General features: G+C 71.0%; 21 protein-coding genes. 6 read left to right on the forward strand and 15 right to left on the reverse strand.

Annotated elements, in window-relative coordinates; translation table 11 throughout:
- Nucleotides 1-3: 3 nt before the first annotated feature.
- From nuoL to ABZ565_RS09680, 12 genes are read right to left on the reverse strand one after another with little or no spacing between them, the layout of a single operon-like run.
- On the reverse strand, nt 4-1,950 hold the full coding sequence (gene nuoL / locus ABZ565_RS09625) for an NADH-quinone oxidoreductase subunit L (RefSeq protein WP_361022745.1): 1,947 nt from the start codon (nt 1,948-1,950) through the stop codon (nt 4-6).
- A 14-nt stretch (nt 1,951-1,964) separates the two neighbouring features.
- Nucleotides 1,965-2,264 carry an NADH-quinone oxidoreductase subunit NuoK gene (gene nuoK / locus ABZ565_RS09630; protein ID WP_018101339.1) on the reverse strand — a complete coding sequence of 100 codons (300 nt, stop codon included), beginning with the start codon at nt 2,262-2,264 and terminating at the stop codon, nt 1,965-1,967.
- On the reverse strand, nt 2,261-3,088 hold the full coding sequence (locus ABZ565_RS09635) for an NADH-quinone oxidoreductase subunit J (RefSeq protein WP_361022748.1): 828 nt from the start codon (nt 3,086-3,088) through the stop codon (nt 2,261-2,263). Before ABZ565_RS09635 ends, nuoK begins: the two co-directional genes overlap by 4 nt.
- Nucleotides 3,085-3,780 (reverse strand): NADH-quinone oxidoreductase subunit NuoI, encoded by a 696-nt coding sequence (nuoI, locus tag ABZ565_RS09640; RefSeq protein WP_361022751.1) that lies wholly within the window; start codon nt 3,778-3,780, stop codon nt 3,085-3,087. Before nuoI ends, ABZ565_RS09635 begins: the two co-directional genes overlap by 4 nt.
- On the reverse strand, nt 3,773-5,176 hold the full coding sequence (nuoH, locus tag ABZ565_RS09645; protein ID WP_361022754.1) for an NADH-quinone oxidoreductase subunit NuoH: 1,404 nt from the start codon (nt 5,174-5,176) through the stop codon (nt 3,773-3,775). Before nuoH ends, nuoI begins: the two co-directional genes overlap by 8 nt.
- Complete coding sequence (locus ABZ565_RS09650; RefSeq protein WP_361022757.1) at nt 5,173-7,680, reverse strand: NADH-quinone oxidoreductase subunit G; 2,508 nt, start codon at nt 7,678-7,680, stop codon at nt 5,173-5,175. Before ABZ565_RS09650 ends, nuoH begins: the two co-directional genes overlap by 4 nt.
- On the reverse strand, nt 7,677-9,044 hold the full coding sequence (gene nuoF / locus ABZ565_RS09655; protein WP_361022760.1) for an NADH-quinone oxidoreductase subunit NuoF: 1,368 nt from the start codon (nt 9,042-9,044) through the stop codon (nt 7,677-7,679). The genes ABZ565_RS09650 and nuoF overlap by 4 nt, the downstream gene beginning before the upstream one ends.
- Nucleotides 9,041-9,865 carry an NADH-quinone oxidoreductase subunit NuoE gene (gene nuoE, locus ABZ565_RS09660; protein WP_361023379.1) on the reverse strand — a complete coding sequence of 275 codons (825 nt, stop codon included), beginning with the start codon at nt 9,863-9,865 and terminating at the stop codon, nt 9,041-9,043. Before nuoE ends, nuoF begins: the two co-directional genes overlap by 4 nt.
- A 29-nt stretch (nt 9,866-9,894) precedes the next feature.
- Nucleotides 9,895-11,217, reverse strand: a complete 1,323-nt coding sequence (locus ABZ565_RS09665; RefSeq protein ID WP_361022763.1) for an NADH-quinone oxidoreductase subunit D — start codon at nt 11,215-11,217, stop codon at nt 9,895-9,897.
- Entirely contained in the window at nt 11,217-11,927 is a 711-nt protein-coding gene (locus tag ABZ565_RS09670; RefSeq protein WP_361022765.1) for an NADH-quinone oxidoreductase subunit C, read from the reverse strand. Before ABZ565_RS09670 ends, ABZ565_RS09665 begins: the two co-directional genes overlap by 1 nt.
- Nucleotides 11,924-12,478, reverse strand: a complete 555-nt coding sequence (locus tag ABZ565_RS09675; RefSeq protein ID WP_073964532.1) for an NADH-quinone oxidoreductase subunit B — start codon at nt 12,476-12,478, stop codon at nt 11,924-11,926. Before ABZ565_RS09675 ends, ABZ565_RS09670 begins: the two co-directional genes overlap by 4 nt.
- An 18-nt stretch (nt 12,479-12,496) precedes the next feature.
- Nucleotides 12,497-12,856 carry an NADH-quinone oxidoreductase subunit A gene (locus tag ABZ565_RS09680; protein WP_003967084.1) on the reverse strand — a complete coding sequence of 120 codons (360 nt, stop codon included), beginning with the start codon at nt 12,854-12,856 and terminating at the stop codon, nt 12,497-12,499.
- Nucleotides 12,857-13,671: 815 nt separating this feature from the next.
- On the opposite strand from ABZ565_RS09680, the gene ABZ565_RS09685 reads away from it, so the two are divergent.
- A complete protein-coding gene (locus ABZ565_RS09685) occupies nt 13,672-14,505 on the forward strand; it encodes a C40 family peptidase (protein ID WP_361022768.1) in 834 nt (277 codons plus the stop codon).
- Nucleotides 14,506-14,679: 174 nt separating this feature from the next.
- Nucleotides 14,680-15,903 (forward strand): MFS transporter, encoded by a 1,224-nt coding sequence (locus ABZ565_RS09690; RefSeq protein WP_361022771.1) that lies wholly within the window; start codon nt 14,680-14,682, stop codon nt 15,901-15,903.
- 67 nt (nt 15,904-15,970) lie between these two features.
- Here ABZ565_RS09690 and ABZ565_RS09695 read toward each other — a convergent pair whose 3' ends face one another.
- Nucleotides 15,971-17,254: a geranylgeranyl reductase family protein gene (locus tag ABZ565_RS09695; protein ID WP_361022774.1), complete on the reverse strand. Its 1,284-nt coding sequence runs from the start codon at nt 17,252-17,254 to the stop codon at nt 15,971-15,973.
- Between the two features lie 97 nt (nt 17,255-17,351).
- Between ABZ565_RS09695 and ABZ565_RS09700 the strand changes: the two genes are divergently transcribed.
- A complete protein-coding gene (locus ABZ565_RS09700; RefSeq protein WP_361022777.1) occupies nt 17,352-17,870 on the forward strand; it encodes a GNAT family N-acetyltransferase in 519 nt (172 codons plus the stop codon).
- Nucleotides 17,871-17,873: 3 nt separating this feature from the next.
- Here the strand turns inward: ABZ565_RS09700 and ABZ565_RS09705 are convergent, their stop codons facing one another.
- Both ABZ565_RS09705 and ABZ565_RS09710 read right to left on the reverse strand, forming a co-directional pair.
- Nucleotides 17,874-20,264 carry a zinc ribbon domain-containing protein gene (locus ABZ565_RS09705; protein WP_361022780.1) on the reverse strand — a complete coding sequence of 797 codons (2,391 nt, stop codon included), beginning with the start codon at nt 20,262-20,264 and terminating at the stop codon, nt 17,874-17,876.
- 171 nt (nt 20,265-20,435) lie between these two features.
- Nucleotides 20,436-21,128, reverse strand: coding sequence for a demethylmenaquinone methyltransferase (locus ABZ565_RS09710; RefSeq protein ID WP_361022783.1), 693 nt, complete (start codon nt 21,126-21,128; stop codon nt 20,436-20,438).
- Between the two features lie 155 nt (nt 21,129-21,283).
- Between ABZ565_RS09710 and ABZ565_RS09715 the strand changes: the two genes are divergently transcribed.
- From ABZ565_RS09715 to ABZ565_RS09725, 3 genes are all read left to right on the forward strand, one after another.
- Nucleotides 21,284-21,793 (forward strand): SigE family RNA polymerase sigma factor, encoded by a 510-nt coding sequence (locus ABZ565_RS09715; protein ID WP_361022786.1) that lies wholly within the window; start codon nt 21,284-21,286, stop codon nt 21,791-21,793.
- An 11-nt stretch (nt 21,794-21,804) separates the two neighbouring features.
- Entirely contained in the window at nt 21,805-22,698 is an 894-nt protein-coding gene (locus ABZ565_RS09720) for a hypothetical protein (protein ID WP_361022789.1), read from the forward strand.
- 112 nt (nt 22,699-22,810) lie between these two features.
- A complete protein-coding gene (locus tag ABZ565_RS09725) occupies nt 22,811-23,557 on the forward strand; it encodes a DUF3152 domain-containing protein (protein ID WP_361023382.1) in 747 nt (248 codons plus the stop codon).
- Nucleotides 23,558-23,811: the final 254 nt, after the last annotated feature.

The raw sequence follows: 23,811 nt of genomic DNA on the forward strand, positions 1-23,811 counted from the left end.
TGATCAGACCGCCCTCATCAGCAGGGTCGCGGCGATGAGAACCGCCGTACCGCCGAACATCGAGACCGCGTAGGAGCGGGCGTAGCCGTTCTGCAGCTTGCGCAGCCGGCCGGAGAGCCCGCCCATGGACGCGGCCGTGCCGTTGACGACGCCGTCGACCAGGGTGTGGTCGACGTAGACCAGGGAGCGGGTCAGGTGCTCGCCGCCCCGGACCAGGACCACGTGGTTGAAGTCGTCCTGGAGGAGATCGCGGCGTGCGGCCCGGGTGAGCAGCGAGCCGCGCGGCGCGGCCACCGGCACCGGCTTGCGGCCGTACATCGCCCAGGCGATGGCGACCCCGACGACCAGGGCGACCATGGTGGCCGCGGTGACGGTCGACGCGCCGATCGGGGCGTCGCCGTGATCGTGCCCGGTGACGGGCTCCAGCCAGTGCAGGAAGCGGTCGCCGATCGAGAAGAAGCCACCGGCGAAGACCGATCCGAAGGCCAGCACGATCATCGGGATCGTCATGGACTTCGGGGACTCGTGCGGGTGGGGCTCCGCGTGCTCGCCGCGCGTCTCGGCGGCGGGCTCGACGTCCGGCGCGTCCGGGGACGGCGTCGCCGTGCGGCGCCAGCGCTCCTCGCCGAAGAAGGTCATCAGCATCACGCGCGTCATGTAGAACGCGGTGATCGCGGCGCCCAGCAGGGCCACGGAGCCGAGGATCCAGCCCTCGGTGCCGCCCTTGGCGAACGCCGCCTCGATGATCTTGTCCTTGGAGAAGAAGCCGGAGAGGCCGGGGAAGCCGATGATCGCGAGGTAGCCGAGGCCGAAGGTGACGAAGGTGACCGGCATGTACTTCCGCAGGCCGCCGAACTTCCGCATGTCCACCTCGTCGTTCATGCCGTGCATGACCGAACCGGCGCCGAGGAAGAGCCCGGCCTTGAAGAAGCCGTGCGTCACCAGGTGCATGATCGCGAAGACGTAGCCGATGGGGCCGAGCCCGGCGGCCAGGATCATGTAGCCGATCTGCGACATCGTGGAGCCGGCGAGGGCCTTCTTGATGTCGTCCTTCGCGCAACCGACGATCGCACCGAACAGCAGCGTGACCGCGCCGACGACCACGACGACCATCTGGGCGTCCGGGGCGGCGTTGAAGATCGCGCCGGAGCGGACGATCAGGTAGACGCCGGCGGTGACCATGGTCGCGGCGTGGATGAGGGCGGAGACCGGGGTCGGACCCTCCATCGCGTCGCCGAGCCAGGACTGCAGCGGCACCTGGGCGGACTTGCCGCAGGCGGCGAGCAGCAGCATCAGGCCGATCGCCGTCAGCTTGCCCTCGCTCGTCTCACCGGTCGCCTCCAGCACCGGGCCGTACGCGAACGTGCCGAAGGTGGTGAACATCAGCATGATCGCGATCGACAGGCCCATGTCGCCGACGCGGTTGACCAGGAACGCCTTCTTCGCGGCGGTCGCCGCGCTGGGCTTGTGCTGCCAGAAGCCGATGAGCAGGTACGACGCCAGACCGACGCCCTCCCACCCGACGTACAGCAGCAGGTAGTTGTCGGCGATGACCAGGATCAGCATCGCCGCCAGGAACAGGTTCAGATAGCCGAAGAAGCGGCGCCGGCGCTCGTCGTGCTCCATGTAGCCGATCGAGTAGATGTGGATCAGCGTGCCCACACCGGTGATCAGCAGGACGAAGGTCATCGACAGCTGGTCGAGCTGGAAGGCCACATCGGCCTGGAAGCCCTCGACCGGGATCCAGCTGAACAGCTTCTGGTGCAGCGCCCGGTCGTCCGCGCCCTTCCCCAGCATGTCGGTGAAGAGCACCACGGCCACGACGAACGAGGCGGCGGCGAGCAGGGTGCCGAGCCAGTGTCCGGCGCGGTCGAGGCGCCGGCCGCCGCAGAGCAGCACCGCCGCTCCGAGCAGGGGCGCCGCGACGAGCAGCGCAATCAGGTTCTCCACAGTGCAAACGCCCCTTACAGCTTCATCAGGCTGGCGTCATCGACCGAGGCCGAGTGGCGGGAACGGAACAGCGACACGATGATCGCGAGCCCGACCACGACCTCCGCGGCGGCGACCACCATCGTGAAGAAGGCGATGATCTGACCGTCGAGATTGCCGTGCATCCGGGAGAAGGTCACGAACGCCAGGTTGCAGGCGTTGAGCATCAGCTCGACGCACATGAACACCACGATCGCGTTCCGCCGGATCAGCACACCGGCCGCGCCGATGGTGAACAGCAGAGCGGCGAGGTAGAGGTAGTTGACCGGATTCACTTGGCGACCTCCTCTTCTTCGGTGTCCCGGCCCAGCCGCTCACCGGAGCGCTGCTCCAGTGCCTTGAGGCCGGCCAGTGATTCCTGGGACACGTCGCGCACCTGGCCGCGCTTGCGCAGCGTGTTCATGACGGTCAGCTCGGACGGGGTGCCGTCGGGGAGCAGGCCCGCGATGTCCACCGCGTTGTGCCGGGCGTAGACGCCGGGGGCGGGCAGCGGCGGCACGTGGTTGCTCCGCACGCGCTCCTCGGACATCTCCCGCTGGGTCTTGGCCCGTTCGGTGCGCTCGCGGTGCGTGAGCACCATCGCGCCGACCGTCGCGGTGATCAGCAGCGCGCCGGTGATCTCGAAGGCGAAGACGTACTTGGTGAAGATGAGGCTGGCGAGCCCCTCCACGTTTCCGCCGTGCGCGGTGTTGGCGGTGCCCAGGCCGTTGAAGGTCTTCAGCGAGGCGTTGCCGATACCGGCGATCAGCAGGACGCCGAAGCCGATGCCGCATCCGGCGGCCAGCAGGCGCTGGCCCTTGATGGTCTCCTTCAGCGAGTCCGCCGCCGTGACACCGACGAGCATGACCACGAAGAGGAACAGCATCATGATCGCGCCGGTGTAGACGACGATCTGCACGATGCCGAGGAAGTAGGCGCCGTTGGCGAGGTAGAACACCGCGAGGATGATCATCGTCCCGGCGAGGCACAGCGCGCTGTGCACGGCCTTCTTCATGAGCACCGTGCACAGGGCGCCGATCACGGCGACCGTGCCGAGCACCCAGAACTGGAACGCCTCGCCGGTCGAGGTCTGCGAGGCCGCTGCGGCCAGGCCGGTCATGCGTCCACCCCCTGCGCGGCGCCGTTGCTCTGAGCCTCGTCGGACGGCTTCTCGCCCTTGGACACGGCGAGCTGGCGCTCCGTACCGGGGGCGGCCTCGGTGACCAGGCCCCGGTAGTAGTCCTGTTCGTCCATGCCGGGGAAGATCGCGTGCGGGCTGTCGACCATGCCTTCCTCCAGGCCCGCGAGCAGCTCGTCCTTGGTGTAGATGAGGCTTTCGCGGGTGGTGTTGGCGAGCTCGAACTCATTGGTCATCGTGAGCGCCCGGGTCGGGCACGCCTCGATGCACAGTCCGCAGAGGATGCAGCGCGCGTAGTTGATCTGGTAGACGCGGCCGTAGCGCTCACCCGGGGAGTAGCGCTCCTCGTCGGTGTTGTCCGCGCCCTCCACGTAGATCGCGTCGGCGGGACAGGCCCAGGCGCACAGCTCGCAGCCGACGCACTTCTCCAGCCCGTCCGGATGGCGGTTGAGCTGGTGGCGGCCGTGGAAGCGGGGCGCCGTCACCTTCGGCGTCTCCGGATACTGCTCGGTGAGCCGCTTCTTGAACATGGCCTTGAAGGTCACGCCGAAGCCGGCCACCGGGTTGTGGAACTTGTCCTCCGAGGACTGGGAGGACTGCGACGCCGTCGACCCCGTCGGGCCGGTGGATTTCGCCGGCCTCTTGGACCCCGGCGAATCAGGCAGTTCAGACACCGTCGGCCTCCTTTCCGTCACTCGGATTTCCGTCACTCTGAGTATCCACCCCGCCACTGACAACGAGCTCCCGCTCACGGCGCGGCCGGCGCCTCGGCACGGGCGGCAGGGTCTGTCCGGGCAGTGGCGGCACCGGGAATCCGCCCGCCATCGGGTCGAACGCCGGCTCGGGCCCGGCCTGCTCGGCCGCGGCCTTCTCCTTCTTGTCGCGGAAGATGTCGGCGACGAAGGAGATCAGCAGCACCGCGATCACGGCACCCGCCACGTAGAGCAGGATCCTGGAGAAGTCGTAGCCCTCGTTGCGCAGCGCCCGTACGGTCGCGACCAGCATCAGCCAGACGACGGAGACCGGGATCAGGACCTTCCAGCCGAGCTTCATCAGCTGGTCGTAGCGGACACGGGGCAGCGTGCCGCGCAGCCAGATGAAGAAGAACAGCAGCAGCTGGACCTTGACGACGAACCAGAGCATCGGCCACCAGCCGTGGTTCGCGCCCTCCCAGAAGGTGCTGATCGGCCACGGGGCCCGCCAGCCGCCCAGGAACAGGGTCGTGGAGACCGCGGAGACGGTGACCATGTTGACGTACTCGGCGAGCATGAACATCGCGAACTTGATCGACGAGTACTCGGTGTTGAAGCCGCCGACGAGGTCGCCCTCGGACTCCGGCATGTCGAACGGGGCGCGGTTGGTCTCACCGACCATCGTGACGATGTAGATGATGAAGGAGACCGGCAGCAGGATGATGAACCAGCGGTCCTCCTGCGCCTCCACGATCTTCGACGTCGACATCGACCCGGAGTAGAGGAACACCGAGGCGAACGCGGCGCCCATCGCGATCTCGTACGAGATCATCTGCGCGCAGGAACGGAGCCCGCCGAGCAGCGGGTACGTGGACCCGGACGACCAGCCGGCCAGCACGATGCCGTAGATGCCGACCGAGGCGACCGCGAGGATGTACAGCATCGCGATCGGCAGGTCGGTGAGCTGCATCGCCGTACGGTGCCCGAAGATCGAGACCTCGTTGCCGGACGGGCCGAAGGGGATCACCGCGATCGCCATGAAGGCGGGGATGGCGGCGACGATCGGCGCGAGGACGTAGACGACCTTGTCCGCGCGCTTGACGACGACGTCCTCCTTCAGCATCAGCTTGATGCCGTCGGCGAGCGACTGGAGCATGCCCCAGGGGCCGTGCCGGTTGGGGCCGATGCGCAGCTGCATCCAAGCGACGACCTTGCGCTCCCACACGATGGAGAAGAGCACGGTCACCATCAGGAACGCGAAGCAGAAGACGGCCTTGATGACGACGAGCCACCAGGGGTCGGTGCCGAACATCGACAGGTCCTCGGCGGCGAGCACCGCACCGTGCGGGGCCGCGGCCAGTTGAGCGAAGGCGGTCACGCCCGCACCTCCGGTGTGACGTCGGGAGTACCGGGAGCGGCGGGGCCGATCCGGACCAGGCCGCCGGGGCGGGTCCCGGTCATGGCCGGCACGCCCCGCCCGGTGGAGTTCAGCGGCACCCAGACCACGCGGTCCGGCATGTCGGTGACCCGGAGCGGGAGTTCGACGCTGCCCGCCGGGCCGGACACCGCCAGCAGGTCGCCGTCCTTGACCCCGCTCTCCGCGGCCGTGGCGGCCGACAGCCGGGCCACCGCCTCGTGCCGGGTCCCGGCCAGCGCGGTGTCGCCCTCCTGGAGGCGGCCCAGGTCGAGCAGCATCCGGTGGCCGGCCAGGATCGCCTCGCCGTCGCCGGGCCGGGGCAGCGGCTGCGCGGAGACGCGCGGTTCGTCCGCGTACCCGCCCTGCCAACCGCCGAGGCGGTCCAGCTCGCGGCGGGCGGCCCGGAGGTCCGGCAGCGCGAAGTGGACGTCCATGGCATCGGCCAGCATGTGCAGGACGCGGGCGTCGCCCGGGGCGAGGTTCCGCGTCATCTGGTCGGGCTTCAGCGCGGCCTCGAACATCCGCGCCCGGCCCTCCCAGTTGAGGAAGGTCCCGGACTTCTCGGCGACCGCGGCCACCGGGAACACCACGTCGGCGCGGTCGGTGACCTCGCTCGGCCGGAGCTCGAAGGAGACCAGGAAGCCGACCCGGTCCAGGGCCTCCAGGGCCCGCGCCGGGTCCGGCAGGTCCTCGGTGCCGACCCCGGCGACGACCAGCGCGCCCAGCTCACCGGTGGCAGCGGCCTCGATGATCTGGCCGGTGTCGCGGCCGAAGCGGGACGGGAGTTCGGCGACGCCCCACGCGGCGGCGACCTCGCCCCGGGCGCGCGGGTCGGTGGCCGGGCGGCCGCCGGGCAGCAGCGACGGGAGCGCGCCCGCCTCCACCGCGCCGCGTTCGCCCGCCCGGCGCGGGATCCACACCAGCCGGGCCCCGGTCGCGGTCGCGGCCCGGACCGCGGCGGTCAGCCCGCCGGGCACCCCGGCCAGCCGCTCGCCGACCACGATCAGCGCGCCCTCACCGCGCAGCGCCTCGGCCGCGACAGCGCCCTCGCCCTCCAGGCCGACACCGCCCGCGATGGCGTCCAGCCACTCGGTTTCGGTACCGGGGGCGGCGGGAAGCAGCGCGCCGCCCGCCTTCACCAGGCCCCGCGTGGCGTGCGAGGCGACGGAGAAGGTGCGCTGCCCGTGCTTGCGGTGGGCCTTGCGCAGCCGCAGGAAGACGCCGGGGGCCTCTTCCTCCGACTCGAACCCGACCAGCAGCACGGCCGGGGCCTTCTCCAGGGAGGTGTACGTGACACCGGACCCGTCCAGGTCCTTGCCGCGCCCGGCGACGCGCGAGGCCAGGAAGTCGGCCTCCTCGTCGCTGTGCACCCGGGCCCGGAAGTCGATGTCGTTGGTGTCCAGGGCGATCCGCGCGAACTTGCTGTACGCGTACGCGTCCTCGACGGTCAGCCGGCCGCCGGTGAGGACGCCGGTCCGGCCGCGTGCGGCGGACAGGCCCTCGGCCGCGGCGGCCAGGGCCTCGGGCCAGCTCGCCGGTTCCAGCCCGCCCGACTCGCCCCGGACGAGCGGGGTGGTGAGGCGGTCGCGCTGCTGGGCGTAGCGGAAGGCGAAGCGGCCCTTGTCGCAGAGCCATTCCTCGTTGACCTCGGGGTCGTTGGCCGCGAGGCGGCGCATGACCTTCCCGCGCCGGTGGTCGGTGCGGGTGGCGCAGCCGCCGGCGCAGTGCTCGCACACCGAGGGCGTCGACACCAGGTCGAAGGGGCGGGAGCGGAACCGGTAGGCCGCCGAGGTGAGCGCCCCGACCGGGCAGATCTGGATGGTGTTCCCGGAGAAGTACGACTGGAACGGGTCGCCCTCGCCGGTGCCGACCTGCTGGAGCGCGCCGCGCTCGATCAGCTCGATCATCGGGTCGCCGGCGACCTGGTTGGAGAACCGGGTGCAGCGCGCGCAGAGCACGCACCGCTCACGGTCCAGCAGCACCTGGGTGGAGATCGGTACGGGCTTCTCGTACGTCCGCTTCCTGCCGTCGAAGCGGGAGTCCGGGTCGCCGTGCGACATCGCCTGGTTCTGGAGCGGGCACTCGCCGCCCTTGTCGCAGACCGGGCAGTCCAGCGGGTGGTTGATGAGCAGCAGCTCCATCACACCGCGCTGCGCCTTGTCGGCGACCGGCGAGGTGATCTGTGATTTGACGACCATGCCGTCGGTGCAGGTGATGGTGCAGGACGCCATCGGCTTGCGCTGGCCCTCGACCTCGACGATGCACTGCCGGCAGGCGCCGGCCGGGTCGAGGAGGGGGTGGTCGCAGAAGCGGGGGATCTCGATGCCGAGGAGTTCGGCGGCGCGGATGACCAGGGTGCCCTTGGGCACGCTGATCTCGATGCCGTCGATGGTCAGCGTGACCAGGTCCTCGGGCGGGATCGCCGCTTCGCCGCCCCCGGAGGGCGCACTCGTGGTGACTGTCATGCGTTCACCCCCTGGTGAGCGTTCTTGTCGTCGGCCCAGAGGGTCGATTTGGCGGGATCGAAGGGGCAGCCCTTGCCGGTGATGTGCTGCTCGTACTCCTCGCGGAAGTACTTCAGCGAGGAGAAGATCGGCGAGGCGGCGCCGTCGCCGAGGGCGCAGAACGACTTGCCGTTGATGTTGTCGGCGATGTCGTTGAGCTTGTCGATGTCGGACATCCGGCCCTTGCCCGCCTCGATGTCGCGGAGCAGCTGGACGAGCCAGTAGGTGCCCTCCCGGCAGGGGGTGCACTTGCCGCAGGACTCGTGCGCGTAGAACTCGGTCCAGCGGGTGACGGCCCGCACCACGCACGTCGTCTCGTCGAAGCACTGGAGCGCCTTGGTGCCGAGCATGGACCCGGCCGCGCCGACGCCCTCGTAGTCGAGGGGCACGTCGAGGTGTTCGTCGGTGAACATCGGGGTGGAGGAGCCGCCGGGGGTCCAGAACTTGAGGCGGTGGCCGGGGCGCATGCCGCCGCTCATGTCGAGGAGCTGGCGCAGCGTGATGCCGAGCGGCGCCTCGTACTGGCCGGGGCCGGCGACGTGGCCGCTGAGCGAGTAGAGCGTGAAGCCCGGGGACTTCTCGCTGCCCATCGACTTGAACCAGTCCTTGCCCTTGTTCAGGATCGCGGGAACCGAGGCGATGGACTCGACGTTGTTCACCACAGTGGGGCAGGCGTACAGACCGGCGACCGCAGGGAAGGGGGGCCGCAGCCGGGGCTGGCCACGCCGTCCTTCGAGAGAGTCGAGCAGCGCGGTTTCCTCACCACAGATGTACGCGCCGGCGCCCGCGTGCACCGTGAGTTCCAGATCGAGCCCCGAACCCAGGATGTTCGTCCCCAGATATCCCGCCTCGTACGCCTCTCGAACGGCCTCGTGCAACCGCCGCAGCACGGGGACGACCTCACCGCGCAGATAGATGAACGCGTGCGACGACCGGATCGCGTAGCAGGCGATCACGATGCCCTCGATGAGGCTGTGCGGGTTGGCGAAGAGGAGCGGGATGTCCTTGCAGGTCCCCGGCTCCGACTCGTCGGCGTTGACGACAAGATAGTGAGGCTTGCCGTCCCCCTGCGGGATGAACTGCCACTTCATGCCGGTGGGGAAGCCGGCGCCGCCGCGTCCGCGCAGACCGGAGTCCTTGACGTACGCGATGAGGTCGTCCGGGGACATGGTGAGGGCCTTGCGCAGGCCCTCGTAGCCCTCGTGGCGGCGGTAGGTGTCCAGGGTCCAGGATTCCGGCTGGTCCCAGAAGGCGGACAGGACGGGTGCGAGCAGCTTCTCGGGGCTGGTCCCGTTCTGGTCGATCTCGGTGGCCAACGTCATCACTCCCCCTCCTCGGCTGCGGGTCCGGCCGGGTGGTCCGGGTCGGATGCCGAGGTCTGCTGCGGCGCGTCGTGGGAGCTGAGGTGCTCGGCGCCCTTCTGCGGCTGGTCGGTGGGCGCCTCGCCGCGCGGGCCGACCACGCGGGCCTGCGGTGCGGCCTCGCCCTTGGCCAGCTTGAGGCCGATGAGCGAGGCGTGGCCCGCGCCGCCGCTGGCCGCGACGGCGCCGGGGCGCTCGTCGGGGAAGCCGGCCAGGATGCGCGCGGTCTCCTTGTACGTGCACAGGGGCGCGCCGCGGGTGGGCTCGACGGTGCGGCCGGCGAGGAGGTCGTCCACCAGCCGGGTGGCGCTCTCCGGGGTCTGGTTGTCGAAGAACTCCCAGTTGACCATCACGACGGGCGCGAAGTCGCAGGCGGCGTTGCACTCGATGTGTTCGAGCGTCACCTTGCCGTCCGCTGTGGTCATATCCGGCTGGTCGTTTCCGACCCCGAGGTGCTCCTTCAGCCGGTCGAAGATCGCGTCGCCGCCCATCACCGCGCAGAGCGTGTTGGTGCAGACGCCGACCTGGTAGTCGCCGCCGGCCTTGCGCCGGTACATCGTGTAGAAGGTGGCGACCGCGGTGACCTCGGCGGTGGTGAGGCCGAGCGTGTCGGCGCAGAAGGCCATGCCCGTACGCGAGACGTACCCCTCCTCGGACTGCACGAGGTGCAGCAGCGGCAGCAGCGCGGAGCGGCTGTCGGGGTAGCGGGCGATCACCTCCTTCGCATCCGCTTCGAGCCTGGCGCGCACCTCGGCCGGGTAGGCGGGGGCGGGGAGCTGCGGCATCCCCAGACTGACTTCCTGACGTGCTTCGGTCACCGGTCGACGCCTCCCATCACGGGGTCGATGGATGCGACGGCGACGATGACGTCGGCGACCTGGCCGCCCTCGCACATCGCCGCCATGGCCTGGAGGTTGGTGAAGGACGGGTCGCGGAAGTGGACCCGGTAGGGGCGGGTTCCGCCGTCCGACACGACGTGCACGCCGAGTTCGCCCTTGGGGGACTCGACGGCGGTGTACGCCTGCCCGACGGGGACCCGGAAGCCCTCGGTCACCAGCTTGAAGTGGTGGATCAGGGCCTCCATGGAGGTGCCCATGATCTTCTTGATGTGGTCCAGCGAGTTGCCCAGGCCGTCCGGGCCGAGCGCGAGCTGCGCGGGCCAGGCGATCTTCTTGTCGGCGACCATGACCGGTCCGGGTTCGAGCCGGTCGATGCACTGCTCGATGATCCGCAGCGACTGGCGCATCTCCTCCAGGCGGATGAGGAAGCGACCGTAGGCGTCGCAGCTGTCGGCGGTGGGGACCTCGAAGTCGTAGGTCTCGTAGCCGCAGTACGGGTCGGTCTTGCGCAGGTCGTGCGGGAGGCCGGCCGAGCGCAGGATCGGGCCGGTGGCGCCGAGGGCCATGCAGCCGGTGAGGTCGAGGTAGCCGACGTCCTGCATGCGGGCCTTGAAGATGGGGTTGCCGGTGGCGAGCGCGTCGTACTCCGGCAGGTTCTTCTTCATGGTCTTCACGAACGCGCGCAGCTGGTCGACCGCGCCCGGGGGAAGGTCCTGGGCGAGGCCGCCGGGGCGGATGAACGCGTGGTTCATGCGGAGCCCGGTGATCAGCTCGAAGAGGTCGAGCACCAGCTCCCGGTCGCGGAAGCCGTAGATCATGATCGTGGTGGCGCCGAGCTCCATGCCGCCGGTGGCGATGCACACCAGGTGCGAGGAGAGCCGGTTGAGCTCCATCAGGAGCACGCGCAGGACGGTGGCCCGGTCGGGGATCTGGTCCTCGATGCCGAGGAGCTTCTCGACGCCGAGGCAGTACGCCGTCTCGTTGAAGAACGGCGTCAGGTAGTCCATGCGCGTGACGAAGGTGGTGCCCTGCGTCCAGCTGCGGAATTCGAGGTTCTTCTCGATGCCGGTGTGGAGGTAGCCGATGCCGCAGCGGGCCTCGGTGACGGTCTCGCCGTCGATCTCCAGGATGAGCCGGAGCACGCCGTGCGTGGACGGGTGCTGCGGGCCCATGTTGACGATGATGCGCTCGTCGTCGGACGCGGCGGCGTTCTCGACGATCTCGTCCCAGTCGCCGCCGGTGACCGTATATACAGTCCCCTCGGTGGTGGCGCGGGGCGTTGCATGGGGAGTGGTCATCAGGAGTACGACCTCCGCTGGTCCGGAGCCGGGATCTGGGCGCCCTTGTACTCGACGGGGATGCCGCCGAGCGGGTAGTCCTTGCGCTGCGGGAAGCCCTGCCAGTCGTCCGGCATCATGATCCGGGTCAGGGCGGGGTGCCCGTCGAAGACGAGCCCGAAGAAGTCGTACGCCTCGCGCTCGTGCCAGTCGTTGGTCGGGTAGACCGGGACCAGCGAGGGCAGGTGGCGGTCGTCGTCCGGCGTGGAGACCTCAAGGCGGATCAGCCGGCCGTGGGTGAGCGAGCGCAGGTGGTAGACCGCGTGCAGCTCGCGGCCCTTGTCGCCGGGGAAGTGGACGCCGCTCACGCCGGTGCACAGCTCGAAGCGGAGCGCCGGGTCGTCGCGCAGGGTCCTGGCGACGGTGACCAGGTGCTCGCGGGCGATGTGGAAGGTCAGCTCGCCCCGGTCGACCACCGTCTTCTCGATGGCGTTCTCCGGGAGCAGGTCCTGCTCCTCCAGGGCGCCTTCGAGCTCGTCGGCGACTTCGTCGAACCAGCCGCCGTAGGGGCGGGAGGAGGCGCCGGGGAGGGCGACGGTACGGATGAGGCCGCCGTAGCCGGAGGTGTCCCCGCCGTTGTCGGCGCCGAACATGCCCTTGCGGACGCCGATGACCTCGCCGTGCTCGTCGCGCGGGGCGGGGACGGCGGAGCCGCTCAGCTCGTCGCTCATCGCAGGAGCCCCTTCATCTCGATGAGGGGCAGGGCGTTGAGCGCCGCTTCCTCCGCCTCGCGGGCGGCTTCCTCGGCGTTGACCCCGAGCTTGGAGCCCTGGATCTTCTGGTGCAGCTTGAGGATCGCGTCCATCAGCATCTCGGGCCGCGGTGGGCAGCCCGGCAAATAGATGTCAACCGGAACAATGTGATCAACACCCTGAACAATGGCGTAATTGTTGAACATTCCGCCCGATGATGCGCAAACGCCCATGGAGATGACCCACTTGGGGTTCGGCATCTGGTCGTAGACCTGCCGCAGGACGGGCGCCATCTTCTGGCTCACCCGCCCGGCCACGATCATCAGGTCCGCCTGCCGTGGCGAGCCGCGGAAGACCTCCATGCCGAAACGGGCCAGGTCGTAACGGCCTGCCCCGGTCGTCATCATCTCGATGGCGCAACAGGCGAGGCCGAAGGTCGCCGGGAAGACGGAGGACTTCCGCACCCAGCCGGCCGCCTGCTCGACGGTGGTCAGAACGAAGCCGCTCGGCAGCTTCTCTTCGAGTCCCATGGTGTGCCCCTCAGCCCCTCAGTCCCATTCCAGACCGCCGCGCCGCCACACATACGCGTAGGCGACGAAGACGGTGAGCACGAAGAGCAGCATCTCCACGAGCCCGAAGATCCCCAGGGCGTCGAAGCTGACCGCCCAGGGATAGAGGAAGACGATCTCGATGTCGAAGACGATGAAGAGCATCGCCGTCAGGTAGTACTTGATGGGAAAGCGGCCGCCTCCGGCCGGCGTGGGTGTCGGTTCGATACCGCACTCGTACGCTTCGAGCTTTGCCCGGTTGTACCGCTTGGGGCCGATAAGCGTGGCCATGACCACGGAGAAGATCGCAAACCCTGCCCCGAGGGCGCCGAGCACGAGGATGGGCGCGTAGGCATTCACGCTCCTCGCTCCTTCCAGTCGTCCTTGACCGTTGGACCGCATCGGGCGAACCGGCTCCCCGCCTCACCAAGATCGTGCACATGTGAGGCAGTTCACAAGCCCGACTGCCCCGCATCCTATGCCCGCCGTCCTGTGATCTGCGACACGGGGTACGCCAACGTCTTTGTGATCTCCACCACCTGACGAACGATCATGAAGTCGGATGAGCGGTGATCTTCGTACACGAAGCGGCCGAGTGATCACGAGACGTGACATCTACTGCCGTTATCGCTGGTCAAAGGGGTGTCGCACTATCAAGCCGCAGCGCTGCACGCAAAATTGGCGATGGACACGATGGGGTGATAAAGGGATCTGCCCCACTCTGCGCCAGCGACGACCGGAAGGGGTCACTCGCACGAGGCCTCACGCGGAACCAAGTGGACGCAGAACGACAAAAGGGGCTTACGGGGTGAATGAGCCGCCTCACGCCGCGAGTTCGGCGGGCCGGGCCCCGAACCCCGCACCGGCCGGCCGCACGCCTCCCGTGCCGAGCGCTCGTATGCCCACCACACTGAGGCCACACTGTGAGCTGCATCACTTCACATCAGTGGCCATACAAGCGGGCTTGGCCAACTGTGTGGACGGGTGGTAAGTGGCGGGCAATTCGGGCGTATTGCAGAAAGCCCATGATCACAGCCATGATCACGAGTGCCCGATTTGCCCGTTACGGCGTCAATAAGGGCCCTCAGAAAGCGGATTCACAGATTCCGGACGTAACTGTGTCGCAACACACGTTTCTTGATGGGACCCCGCACGCCCTGATAGCGCTAGTACTCATGTCCCACACCGCTCTCATACCCAGCCACCGGAAGCCCCGCCGGAACGCCTCGACGACGGCGCTGCGTGCCGGAGTTGCCGGTGGCGTCCTCAGCACCATCGCGGTCGCGGGTGCCGCGGGCCCGGCCCAGGCCGAACCGGTGACCCAGACGATCGAGATGCCCACCATCACGGCGGGACTCTCCACCACCGTCGCCGCGTCCGCCGAGGCCACGCAGCAGGTCGCCCTGGACCTGGAGACGCAGGCCCAGGAGGACGCGGCGGCCAGCAGCGCCGCCAAGGACGCCAAGAAGGCCAAGGCCGAGGCCGTCCGCAAGGCCGAGGCCAAGAAGAAGGCCGCGGCGGCCGCCAAGGCCAAGGCGGAGGCCGCCGAGCGCGCCTCCCGCGACGCCGCGCGCACCACGCTCCAGAAGAGCACCGGCTCCTCGTCGTCCGGGTCCACCAACGCCGCCACGACCTCGTACTCCACCAACGCCACCGGCTCCGCGGCCTCCGTCGTCGCGTTCGCCCAGGCGCAGGTCGGCGACGCGTACGTGTCCGGCGGCACCGGCCCGAACTCATGGGACTGCTCCGGCCTGGTCCAGGCCGCGTTCCGCACGGTGGGCGTCGACCTGCCGCGCGTCTCGCAGAGCCAGTCGACCGCCGGCACCCAGGTCTCGCTGAGCAACCTCCAGCCGGGCGACATCCTGTACTGGGGCGGCGCGGGCAGCGCGTACCACGTCGGGATCTACGTGGGCGGCGGCCAGTTCGTCGGCGCGCAGAACTCCTCCACCGGTGTGGTGCAGCGCCCGCTGGACTACGACATGCCGACGGGCGCGGTCCGCGTCCTCTGAGTGCACGGATTCACAAGCGCCTCGGCGCGCTGCGAAGGGCCGTCGTTCCCCCGCTCGGGAGCGACGGCCCTTCGGCGTCACCGTTGACGTCGCGAACCTGCCGGACATCGTCCGCGCGTGCTTGTGAACTGGGGTGCACAGCCCCCGTTCCACCGAGCACAGGACGGCCCCTCCATGCACCGTACGGCCCCCACGGCCCCGACCCTCTCCGCCCCTCCCGCCGGCACGCGGTTACGCGGCCGGTCCGCGGTGGGCGCGTTGACCCTGGCCCTCTTCGCCATCGTCACCTCCGAGATCCTGCCGATCGGTCTGCTGACCCCGATCGGGGCCGAGTTCGGCGTCGCGGACGGTACGGCGGGCCTGATGATGACCATGCCCGGCCTTCTCGCCGCCGTAGCCGCCCCGACGGTGACCCTCGCGACGGCCCGCGTCGACCGCAGGCTGATGCTCTGCGCCCTGGTCCTGCTGCTCGCGGTGGCCGACTTCCTCACCGCCGCGGCCACGGCCTACTGGCTGGTGCTCGTCGCCCGGGTACTCGTCGGCATCACCATCGGCGGCTTCTGGTCGATCGGTGCCGGGCTGGCCGGCCGGCTGGTCCGCCCCGCGTCGGCCGGGCGCGCGACGGCGGTCATCTTCGCGGCCGTCCCCCTCGGTTCCGTCCTCGGCGTCCCCGCCGGCACGCTCATCGGTGATCTGACGGGCTGGCGCACGGCGTTCGCGGTGATGGGGCTGCTGAGCACCGGCGCGCTGGCCCTGCTGCTGCTGACGCTCCCCGCCCTGCCACCGGACGGGGGCACCCGCCCCTCGGTGCTCGTCGCCCTGCTGCGCGGCACCGGTACCCGGTACGCCCTGCTGTTGACGTTCCTCATCGTCATGGCGCATTTCGCCACGTACACCTACGTCACGCCGCTGCTCCAGCGGATCACCGGGGCCGGTCCGGCGCAGATCACCGTGTACCTGCTGATCTACGGCTCCGCCGGCGTGGCCGGCAACTTCATCGGGGGCACGCTGGTCACCCGCGCACCCCGCCTCGCCTTCGGGGCGGCCGCCGCGACGATCGCCGCCGCGACCGCCCTGCTGCCGGTCCTGGGCCGCACCGACGCGGGCGCGCTCGCCCTGCTCGTCGTCTGGGGTCTCGGCTACGGCGCGGTGCCGGTCTGCTCCCAGACGTGGTTCGCCCGCGCGGCCCCGCACGCGCCCGAGGCCGCCACGGTCCTGTTCACCGCGTCCTTCCAGGTGACGCTCGCCGCCGGCGCCCTGACGGGGGGCGCGATCGTCGACCACACCTCGCTGCGCACGGTCATGTGGTGCGGGGCGGTGGCGGCGGCCCTGGTGGTGCTCGTCGCGTGGCGGACGAAGGAGCCCGCGGCCGTGCCGCCGCCCCCACCGGGGCGGTGAACCGGCCGGGAGCCGGCACCCCGCCCGGGAGTGACGGCTCCTCCGTTCGCGAACGGCGGTACGGGGGTCAGGAGCTGGGCGCCACCTTCGCCAGGCCGTTGATGATGCGGTCCATCGCGTCGCCGCCCGTCGGGTCGGTGAGGTTGGCGAGCATCTTCAGCGTGAACTTCATCAGTACCGGGTGCGTCAGGCCGCGCTGGGTCGCGACCTTCATGACCTTCGGGTTGCCGATCAGCTTCACGAAGGCGCGGCCCATCGTGTAGTAGCCGCCGTAGGTCTCCTTGAGCACCTTCGGGTAGTTGTTCAGCGCCAGCTCCCGCTGGGCCGGGGTCGCGCGGGCGTGCGCCTGGACGATGACGTCGGCCGCGATCTGGCCGGATTCCATGGCGTACGCGATGCCCTCGCCGTTGAACGGGTTGACCATGCCGCCCGCGTCACCGACGAGGAGCAGGCCCTTGGTGTAGTGCGGCTGGCGGTTGAAGGCCATCGGCAGGGCGGCGCCCCGGATGGGCATCGTCATGTTGTCCGGGGTGTAGCCCCAGTCCTCCGGCATGGACGCGCACCACGCCTTCAGGACCTCGCGCCAGTCCAGCTCCTTGAACGCGGACGAGGAGTTGAGGATGCCGAGGCCGACGTTGGACGTGCCGTCGCCCATGCCGAAGATCCAGCCGTAGCCGGGCAGCAGCTTCTCCTGGGGGCCGCGCCGGTCCCACAGCTCCAGCCAGGACTCCAGGTAGTCGTCGTCGTGCCGGGGCGAGGTGAAGTACGTCCGCACGGCGACGCCCATCGGGCGGTCCTCACGGCGGTGCAGGCCCATCGCGAGGGAGAGCCGGGTGGAGTTGCCGTCGGCGGCGACCACGAGCGGGGCGTGGAAGGTGACCGGGGTCTTCTCCTCGCCGAGCTTCGCGTGCACCCCGGTGATCCGGCCGGTCCGCTCGTCGGTGATCGGGGCGCCGACGTTGCACCGCTCGTACAGCCGGGCACCGGCCTTCTGCGCGTTCCGGGCCAGCTGCTCGTCGAAGTCGTCGCGCTTGCGGACGAGTCCGTAGTCCGGGTAGGAGGCAAGATCCGGCCAGTCCAGCTGGAGCCGGACGCCGCCGCCGATGATGCGCAGGCCCTTGTTGCGCAGCCAGCCCGCCTCTTCGGAGATGTCGATGCCCATGGCCACGAGCTGCTTGGTGGCACGCGGGGTGAGGCCGTCGCCGCAGACCTTTTCGCGCGGGAACGCGGTCTTCTCCAGCAGGAGGACGTCGAGTCCGGCCTTGGCCAGGTAGTACGCGGTCGTGGAGCCGGCGGGGCCCGCCCCGACGACGATGACGTCCGCGCTGTGTTCGGACAGGGGTTCGGTCACGGTCGGTTCTCCCGAAGACTCGAATTCGCGTGCCGCGCGGCACAGGTCCAAGGCAGTCTATGGGGGCCTGTCGATCAACCCTCCGAAGGGCTGCCTCATGTCAATCGCGCCTGCCGCTCCCCCCGTCGTACAGCTGCGTGTCCCGACCGACGAGGACGCCGTCGCCTGGCACCGGGCCTTCGACGACCCGGAGGTGATGCGGTTCTTCGGCGGGCGGCCGGAGGAACTGTCGATGTACGAGGAGTGGACCGCACGGCAGCGCAGACACGACGCCGAACTCGGGTACTGCCTGTGGACCGTGCTCGACGGGGAGGGAAGCGTCGTCGGTTTCACCGGCGCGCAGCCGTGGGGGCCGACCGCGTACGGACCGGTCGGCGAGACCGAGATCGGCTGGCGGCTGACCCGGCCGGCCTGGGGCCTGGGTTACGCGACGGCCGCCGCGCGCCTCACGCTGGAGCGGGTGCGCGCGGCGGGGGTGGAACGGGTGGTGGCGGTGGTCGACGTGCTCAACGAGCGGTCGGCCGCGGTGGCACGGCGCCTCGGCATGGAACCGGCCGAGACCTTCACGACCTCGCTGCCGGGCCAGGAGGTGCGGTGCTTCCGGCTGGAGCTGTGACGGTCAGTCCACGTCGTTGAGCATCCACGTGGACAGGGCGGTGTCGAAGACCTCGCGGGCACCGGCCCAGTCCACGTCCCGCTCGGTGACGTAGATGGCGTACTCGGTGCCGTCCTCGGCGATGTAGCTCTGGTCGATCGCATGGATCGGCAGACCGCTCCTGTCCTCGTACGTGTACTCCCACCGGGCGCCCGGGCGGCCCTGGAAGGTGTTGGCCGACAGCTGGACCTGCTGGTAGTTCCGCTGGTGGGCGGAGGCGGTCTTCTCCAGGGCCTTGAAGTTCTCGTACGAGGTGTAGGGGGCGTCCGCGATGACCCCCACCTTCAGCAGGCCGGTGTCGCCCGGCGACCTGGCGTAGGTGACCTGGTGGTTCTCCTCGCCCTGCCGCTCCCAGTCGTCCGGCAGGGCGAGCGAGAAGCCGGCGGTGTCGGCGACGACGCTGTAGCCGTCCGGGAAGACGAGTTCGGCCGGGTCGGTGGTGGCGGTCGCCTCGGCGGAGGGGGCCGCGCTGGTCCGGTCCTGGGCGGGCGTCGCCCGGTCGCCGTCCTTGCCCCTGCCGTTCCCGGAGGTGCCCGGGTCGTCGTCGTGGCGGTCCATCAGGGCGAGGGTGCCCGCGGTCGCCCCGCCGCCGAGGACCAGGGCGGCGGCGAGCGTGGCCCCCCAGACGAGGACGGCCCGCCGGCGCCGGGGCGCGGGAGGCTGCGCGGGGGCCTGGGCGGGGACGTACGGGCCGGGCAGGGTGCTGGTGGGCGGCTCGGTGTCCGGCGCGGGCGCGGGTGCGGCGGCCTCGGCGGCCGTGGCCTGGGCGGGCGGGGGGTACGGACCCGGGCCCTGCGGGCCGGGCTTCGGAACGTACGGGCCGGGGGCCGCGGTCTTGCCCGGGGCGGGGGTGTACGGGCCGGGGATGTGCGGGCCGGGGTGCGGGGGGCCGTACGGGCTCGGCGGGGCCGGGTACGCCGGGGAGCCGCCGCCCGGGCCTCCGCCGCCCGTCATCCGGGCGAGGTACGGCGCGACGAGCACCGCGCCGCCGACCCACAGCAGCCCGAACAGCAGCGCGTCGGCGACGCTGGGCGCGACCTCCAGGGTGCCCGAGCCGCCGATGTCGGCGACGTTGCCGGAGAACTCGGCGGACAGGCCGCTCATCGCGGTCAGCGCGAGGAACCCGAGCAGGAACAGGCCGCCCGCGGTGACCTGTTCGCGCCGGTCGGCGGAGCGTCGTCCGGCGAGCAGCCCGACGATGAGCGCGCTGACGAGGCCCGCGGCGAGCGCGCCGACGAGGGCCCAGTCGTTGGCCGCGTCGCTCAGCTCACCGAGCCCGAACGAGCCGTGGTCCATACCGGAGCCGATGATGTCCGCCTGTCCCCGCGCGTCGTACTCGACGGAGCCGCCCCAGCTCACCGAGAGCACCATCAGCGCGATGTTGGGCAGCAGCGGCAGGGCCATCAGCAGGGCCGTGCCGTTGACGTCGTCCAGGGTGGCGTACGTGATGTAGCCGATCAGACCGCAGAGCAGGAGGACGGCGCCGAGCGCGCGGACGGCGGTCCCGGCGGCGCGTACGAAGCTCTGCGCGCCCGGCCGCTGGGCCAGCCAGGCGGCCGCGACGTCGCGTTGCAGGACGGCGCAGGTGGTGACGAGCGCGATGGCGAGGGCGCCGAGGGCCGCGAGGACCGGCGAGGAGTGGAGCGAGTAGCCCTCGACCTCGGGCTGGGCGTAGAGCCCGAGGACCAGGACCGCGGCGGTGGCCACGACGCTGATCCGGACCGCCGCGTCGAGACCGCCGCCCTGCCGGCGGACGCCCCGGGCGCCGAGGATGAGCGCGCCGATCCACAGGACGGTGACGGTGAGCGGGATCAGCGAGAGCGTCGTCTGGCTCTGCGCACCCGGGTCGAAGTCCCCGTACGAGTCCCCGTACGGCGAAGCTCCCCCGTATCCGCCGCCGCCCGGCACGACGGCCCGGACCTCGAAGCCGCCGCCGAACGCCTGGAGCAGCATCGCGAGCGCGATCCGCAGCCGGTCGCTCCATCCGACGACGACGTCGTCCCCCTGCCCGTAGTCGGGGATGGCGAGGACCACGGCGAGCCCGACGATCAGCCCGGTCGGCCAGACAGCCGCCTTCAGCGAGCCCGCCCAGTCCCCGCGCATCACCCGCCCGAAGAAGATCCCGGCCGGCGAGGGCCCGGCGGGCACCGGCGGGTACCCGGGCGGTGGCGCGGCGGGCCGTGTCATGTAGGCCGGCACCGCGGGCGGCTCGACGGCCGGCGCCCCGGCCGGCGGCGGCGGTGCGGCGGGCTGAGGAGGCGCGGCGGGCGCGGCGGGGCGTTCCCGCCCGCACTTCATGCAGAAGCGCGCGTCGTCGGGCGCCTGGGTTCCACAGAAGGGGCAGTACGAGGGCATGAGAGCTCCGCAGCGGGCCGGGGACGGGCGAGACGGTGACACAGGGAAACGGGGAAGACGCGTGCCGTATCAACGGACACATCTTCCCCGCCCACCGGTTCCCGTCAACTCGGAATACCGGCAACCGTTTTCGCGAGTGCGGCGGTTCCCGTCCGGGGCCCGCCGGAAACGTCAGGCGCGCACACCTCGGTGCAGGGCCACCACGCCCCCCGTGAGGTTGCGCCAGGCGACCGCGGACCAGCCTGCGGCCTGGAGCTTCTTGGCCAGGCCGGGCTGGTCGGGCCAGGCGCGGATGGATTCGGCGAGGTAGACGTAGGCGTCGGGGTTGGAGGAGACCGCGCGGGCCACGGGGGGCAGGGCGCGCATCAGGTACTCGGTGTAGACCGTGCGGAAGGGGGTCCAGACGGGCTGGGAGAACTCGCAGATGACGACCCGGCCGCCCGGCTTGGTGACCCGGTACAGCTCACGCAGCGCCGCGTCCGTGTCCTGGACGTTGCGCAGGCCGAAGGAGATGGTCACCGCGTCGAAGGTCTCGTCGCGGAAGGGGAGTTTCGTGGCGTCGCCGGCGGTGAAGGGCAGCCAGGCGTGACGCTTCTTGCCCTCCCGGAGCATGCCGAGGGAGAAGTCGCACGGCACGACGTACGCGCCGGTCGCGGCGAACGGCAGCGAGGACGTCGCCGTGCCGGCCGCCAGGTCGAGCACCTTCTGCGCGGGCCGGGCGTCGACCGCCTTGGCGACCTCCTTGCGCCACAGCCGGGCCTGGCCGAGCGAGAGCACGTCGTTGGTCAGGTCGTAGTTCGCCGCCACGCCGTCGAACATCGAGGCGACTTCGTGCGGCTGCTTGTCCAGGGAGGCTCGGGTCACGCACCCCATTCAAGCAGCCCGGTCCCCGGCGGCTCGCGGGGGACGCCCCCGGCGAACCCGGCTTCAACCTTTTCCGCCCGGCGGCACTCAGTACTCACGGAAGGGCCTCACGGGAGACCTCCGCAGAGAACCGGGAAGAACAGGAAAGGGCGCAGATGTTCACGGGAGCCAGCCGCGGCGCCGACGGCTTCGAGGAATTCGCCCGCGCCGGTCAGCACCGGCTCTACCGCACCGCGTACCTGCTCTGCGGCGACGCGGACGCCGCGCGCGACCTGACCCAGACGACGCTGGCCAAGCTGTTCCAGCACTGGCACCGGGTGCGCGCCGCCGACCACCCGGACGCCTACGCCCGCACCGTGCTCACCCGCACCTACATCGCCGAGCGCCGCCGCCGGCTGCGCGACCTCCTCGCCCACACGCCGATCGCCGCGCCCGCCCCGGCGGTGGGCCCCGAGCTCACCGTCACGCTGCTCGCCGCCCTCGCCGAACTGCCGCCCCGCGCCCGGGCGATGGTCGTCCTGCGCTACTGGGAGGACCTGAGCGTGGAAACCGTCGCCGGGCTGCTGCGGTGCAGTCCGTCCACCGTCAAGAGCCAGTGCTCCCGCTCGCTGGCCACGCTGCGCGCCCGCCTGGGCGACGCGCACCTCTACACCGCCCGAAGCTGAGGAGTGACGCCGTGTACGTGTTGCTGGACCCCGATCCGGGCGACGAGCCCGCCCGCGACGACGACGAGCTGCTGGTCCGGACCGCCCTGGAACGGGTGACCGACGGGGCACTGCCGCTGCCCGATCTGGTCCCCGGCGCCCTCGTCCGGGGCCGCCGCCGCCGGGCCCGCGCCCGCGCCGCCATCGGTGCGACGGCGACCGCGATCGTCGGCCTGGGGGTGCTCGGCGCGGCGCTGCCGGTGTGGGGCGGGGACGGGGAGCCGGCACGCGCATGGTCGGCGGCCTCGCAGACCTCGCCGGTCCCCACCCCGACGAGCGTGCCCGTGCCCGTCCGTCCCCCCGTGCACATCGAGCCGAGCCCCGGCGAGTCCTCCATGGCGGACCTGCCGTCGGACGAGCTCTCCCGGCAGCGGGTCTTCCAGAACGAGGCGGCGGGGGTGCTCGAAACGCTCCTGCCCAGGGCGATGGGCCCGGTCCGCCCGGTCGACATCGCCGTCAGCCGGTACCAGGGCGGGGCGGGCGGCAGGGTCTTCCCCCTCACGTTCTCGGTCCGTCCGCTGCCCACGGGCAAGGCGGCCCGGGCGGACCGGCCCTGCGTCGATGTCGCGGTGAAGCACCTCCGGTGCGACGAGGTGTCACTGCCAGGAGGCATCATGGCCCAGGCGGTCACGGCGTCCGGGAACGCCGAGGGGGGCAAGACGATCACCGGGGTCACCGTGCGCTTCAGGTACGGTCACAGCCGCGTCACGCTCGCCGTGGGGGGTGATGACACGGCCATGGTGTCGGCACCGGTCACCGCCGACGACCTGCTGGCCGTGGCACGGGACGCGCGGTTCATGGAAATGGTCGCTTACGCGGACGCACGTCCGATGGAAGCCGAGGAGGGGTCTGTCCGTGGGGGCTGAGAGCAGGCGGGGGCGGCATGGCGGAGGCGGGCACCGGCGCGCGAGACGGGCGCGGCGCAGCCGCATACGGATAGTGGCCGCCGTCGCCGTACCGGCGGCGCTGATAGGCATCGTGGTGGTCCTCGCGCCCCGCTGGGCGGGCGGTGACGGGGCCCCGGCGTCCGCCGCCGCACGTACCCCCTCGGCCACCGCCGCGTCCCCCGCCCCGGCCTCGCCCTCCGCGAAGACCAGCCGGAGCCCGAAGCCGTCCCGCTCCCCCTCCGTCTCTCCCTCCCCCTCCCCCAGCCCGACCCGCACCCATATCCCCGCCTCCGGCCCCGGCACCTTCACGACCGCCCGCGCCGACACCTCGTCCTCCGGGCAGTACGCGTACCGCGTCGAGGTCGAGGACGGCTCCGGCGTCGACCCTGAGGAGGCAGCCGACCGGATCGCCGGCATCCTCGCCGCGCCGCGCGGCTGGGGGCAGGACGGGGAGCGCACGTTCCACCGGGTGGCCTCGGGCCCGGCCGGGCTGGTCGTCCGCATCGCGACGGCGGCCACCACGGACCGGATCTGCGGGCAGGGCGGAATGAACACCCACGGCGAGGTCAACTGCCGGATCGGCGAGAAGGTCATGGTCAACCTCAAGCGCTGGCAGACCGGTTCGCCCGAGTTCGACGGCCCGCTGAACGACTACCGCGCCCTGATCATCAACCACGAGGTCGGCCACTGGCTCGGCCACGGCCACGAGACCTGCCCCGGCGCGGGCCGCCCCGCCCCCGCGATGATGCAGCAGATCTACGGGCTCAAGGGGTGCGTCGCCAACGCCTGGCCCTACGCCGAAAACGACACGTACCTGGGCGGCCCCTCGGTGCCGTAACGATTCCTCAGGCGCTCCCTCCACGCCCTCATATGGATGTGGACTGAACCAATCGCCCCGATCACCGGTCCTACAGCGGGGGACGGAACGCCGATCGTTGGGGAGGGGCTACGGATGCCCGAAGGGAAAGGGCGCCGGGGGAAGAGCGGCCGGAGCAGGCTGCTCGTGGCGGCCGTCGTCCCCGTCGTACTCGCGGCCGCCGCCGTCGCCGGCCTCCGGTGGAACGACGCGCGCGGGCCCGCTCCCGCCGCCTT

Origin of the sequence: Streptomyces sp. NPDC016469 (assembly GCF_040632905.1) — a bacterium.
Taxonomy (GTDB): domain Bacteria; phylum Actinomycetota; class Actinomycetes; order Streptomycetales; family Streptomycetaceae; genus Streptomyces.

What these genes read in the sequence shown, in the direction of transcription:
- ABZ565_RS09635 (WP_361022748.1), bottom strand. Translation starts at nt 3,088, where the DNA reads ATGACCGGCCTGGCCGCAGCGGCCTCGCAGACCTCGACCGGCGAGGCG.
- ABZ565_RS09650 (WP_361022757.1), bottom strand. Translation starts at nt 7,680, where the DNA reads ATGACAGTCACCACGAGTGCGCCCTCCGGGGGCGGCGAAGCGGCGATC.
- nuoE (WP_361023379.1), bottom strand. Translation starts at nt 9,865, where the DNA reads ATGCCGCAGCTCCCCGCCCCCGCCTACCCGGCCGAGGTGCGCGCCAGG.
- ABZ565_RS09665 (WP_361022763.1), bottom strand. Translation starts at nt 11,217, where the DNA reads ATGACCACTCCCCATGCAACGCCCCGCGCCACCACCGAGGGGACTGTA.
- ABZ565_RS09670 (WP_361022765.1), bottom strand. Translation starts at nt 11,927, where the DNA reads ATGAGCGACGAGCTGAGCGGCTCCGCCGTCCCCGCCCCGCGCGACGAG.
- ABZ565_RS09675 (WP_073964532.1), bottom strand. Translation starts at nt 12,478, where the DNA reads ATGGGACTCGAAGAGAAGCTGCCGAGCGGCTTCGTTCTGACCACCGTC.
- ABZ565_RS09685 (WP_361022768.1), top strand. Translation starts at nt 13,672, where the DNA reads ATGTCCCACACCGCTCTCATACCCAGCCACCGGAAGCCCCGCCGGAAC.
- ABZ565_RS09690 (WP_361022771.1), top strand. Translation starts at nt 14,680, where the DNA reads ATGCACCGTACGGCCCCCACGGCCCCGACCCTCTCCGCCCCTCCCGCC.
- ABZ565_RS09700 (WP_361022777.1), top strand. Translation starts at nt 17,352, where the DNA reads ATGTCAATCGCGCCTGCCGCTCCCCCCGTCGTACAGCTGCGTGTCCCG.
- ABZ565_RS09705 (WP_361022780.1), bottom strand. Translation starts at nt 20,264, where the DNA reads ATGCCCTCGTACTGCCCCTTCTGTGGAACCCAGGCGCCCGACGACGCG.
- ABZ565_RS09715 (WP_361022786.1), top strand. Translation starts at nt 21,284, where the DNA reads ATGTTCACGGGAGCCAGCCGCGGCGCCGACGGCTTCGAGGAATTCGCC.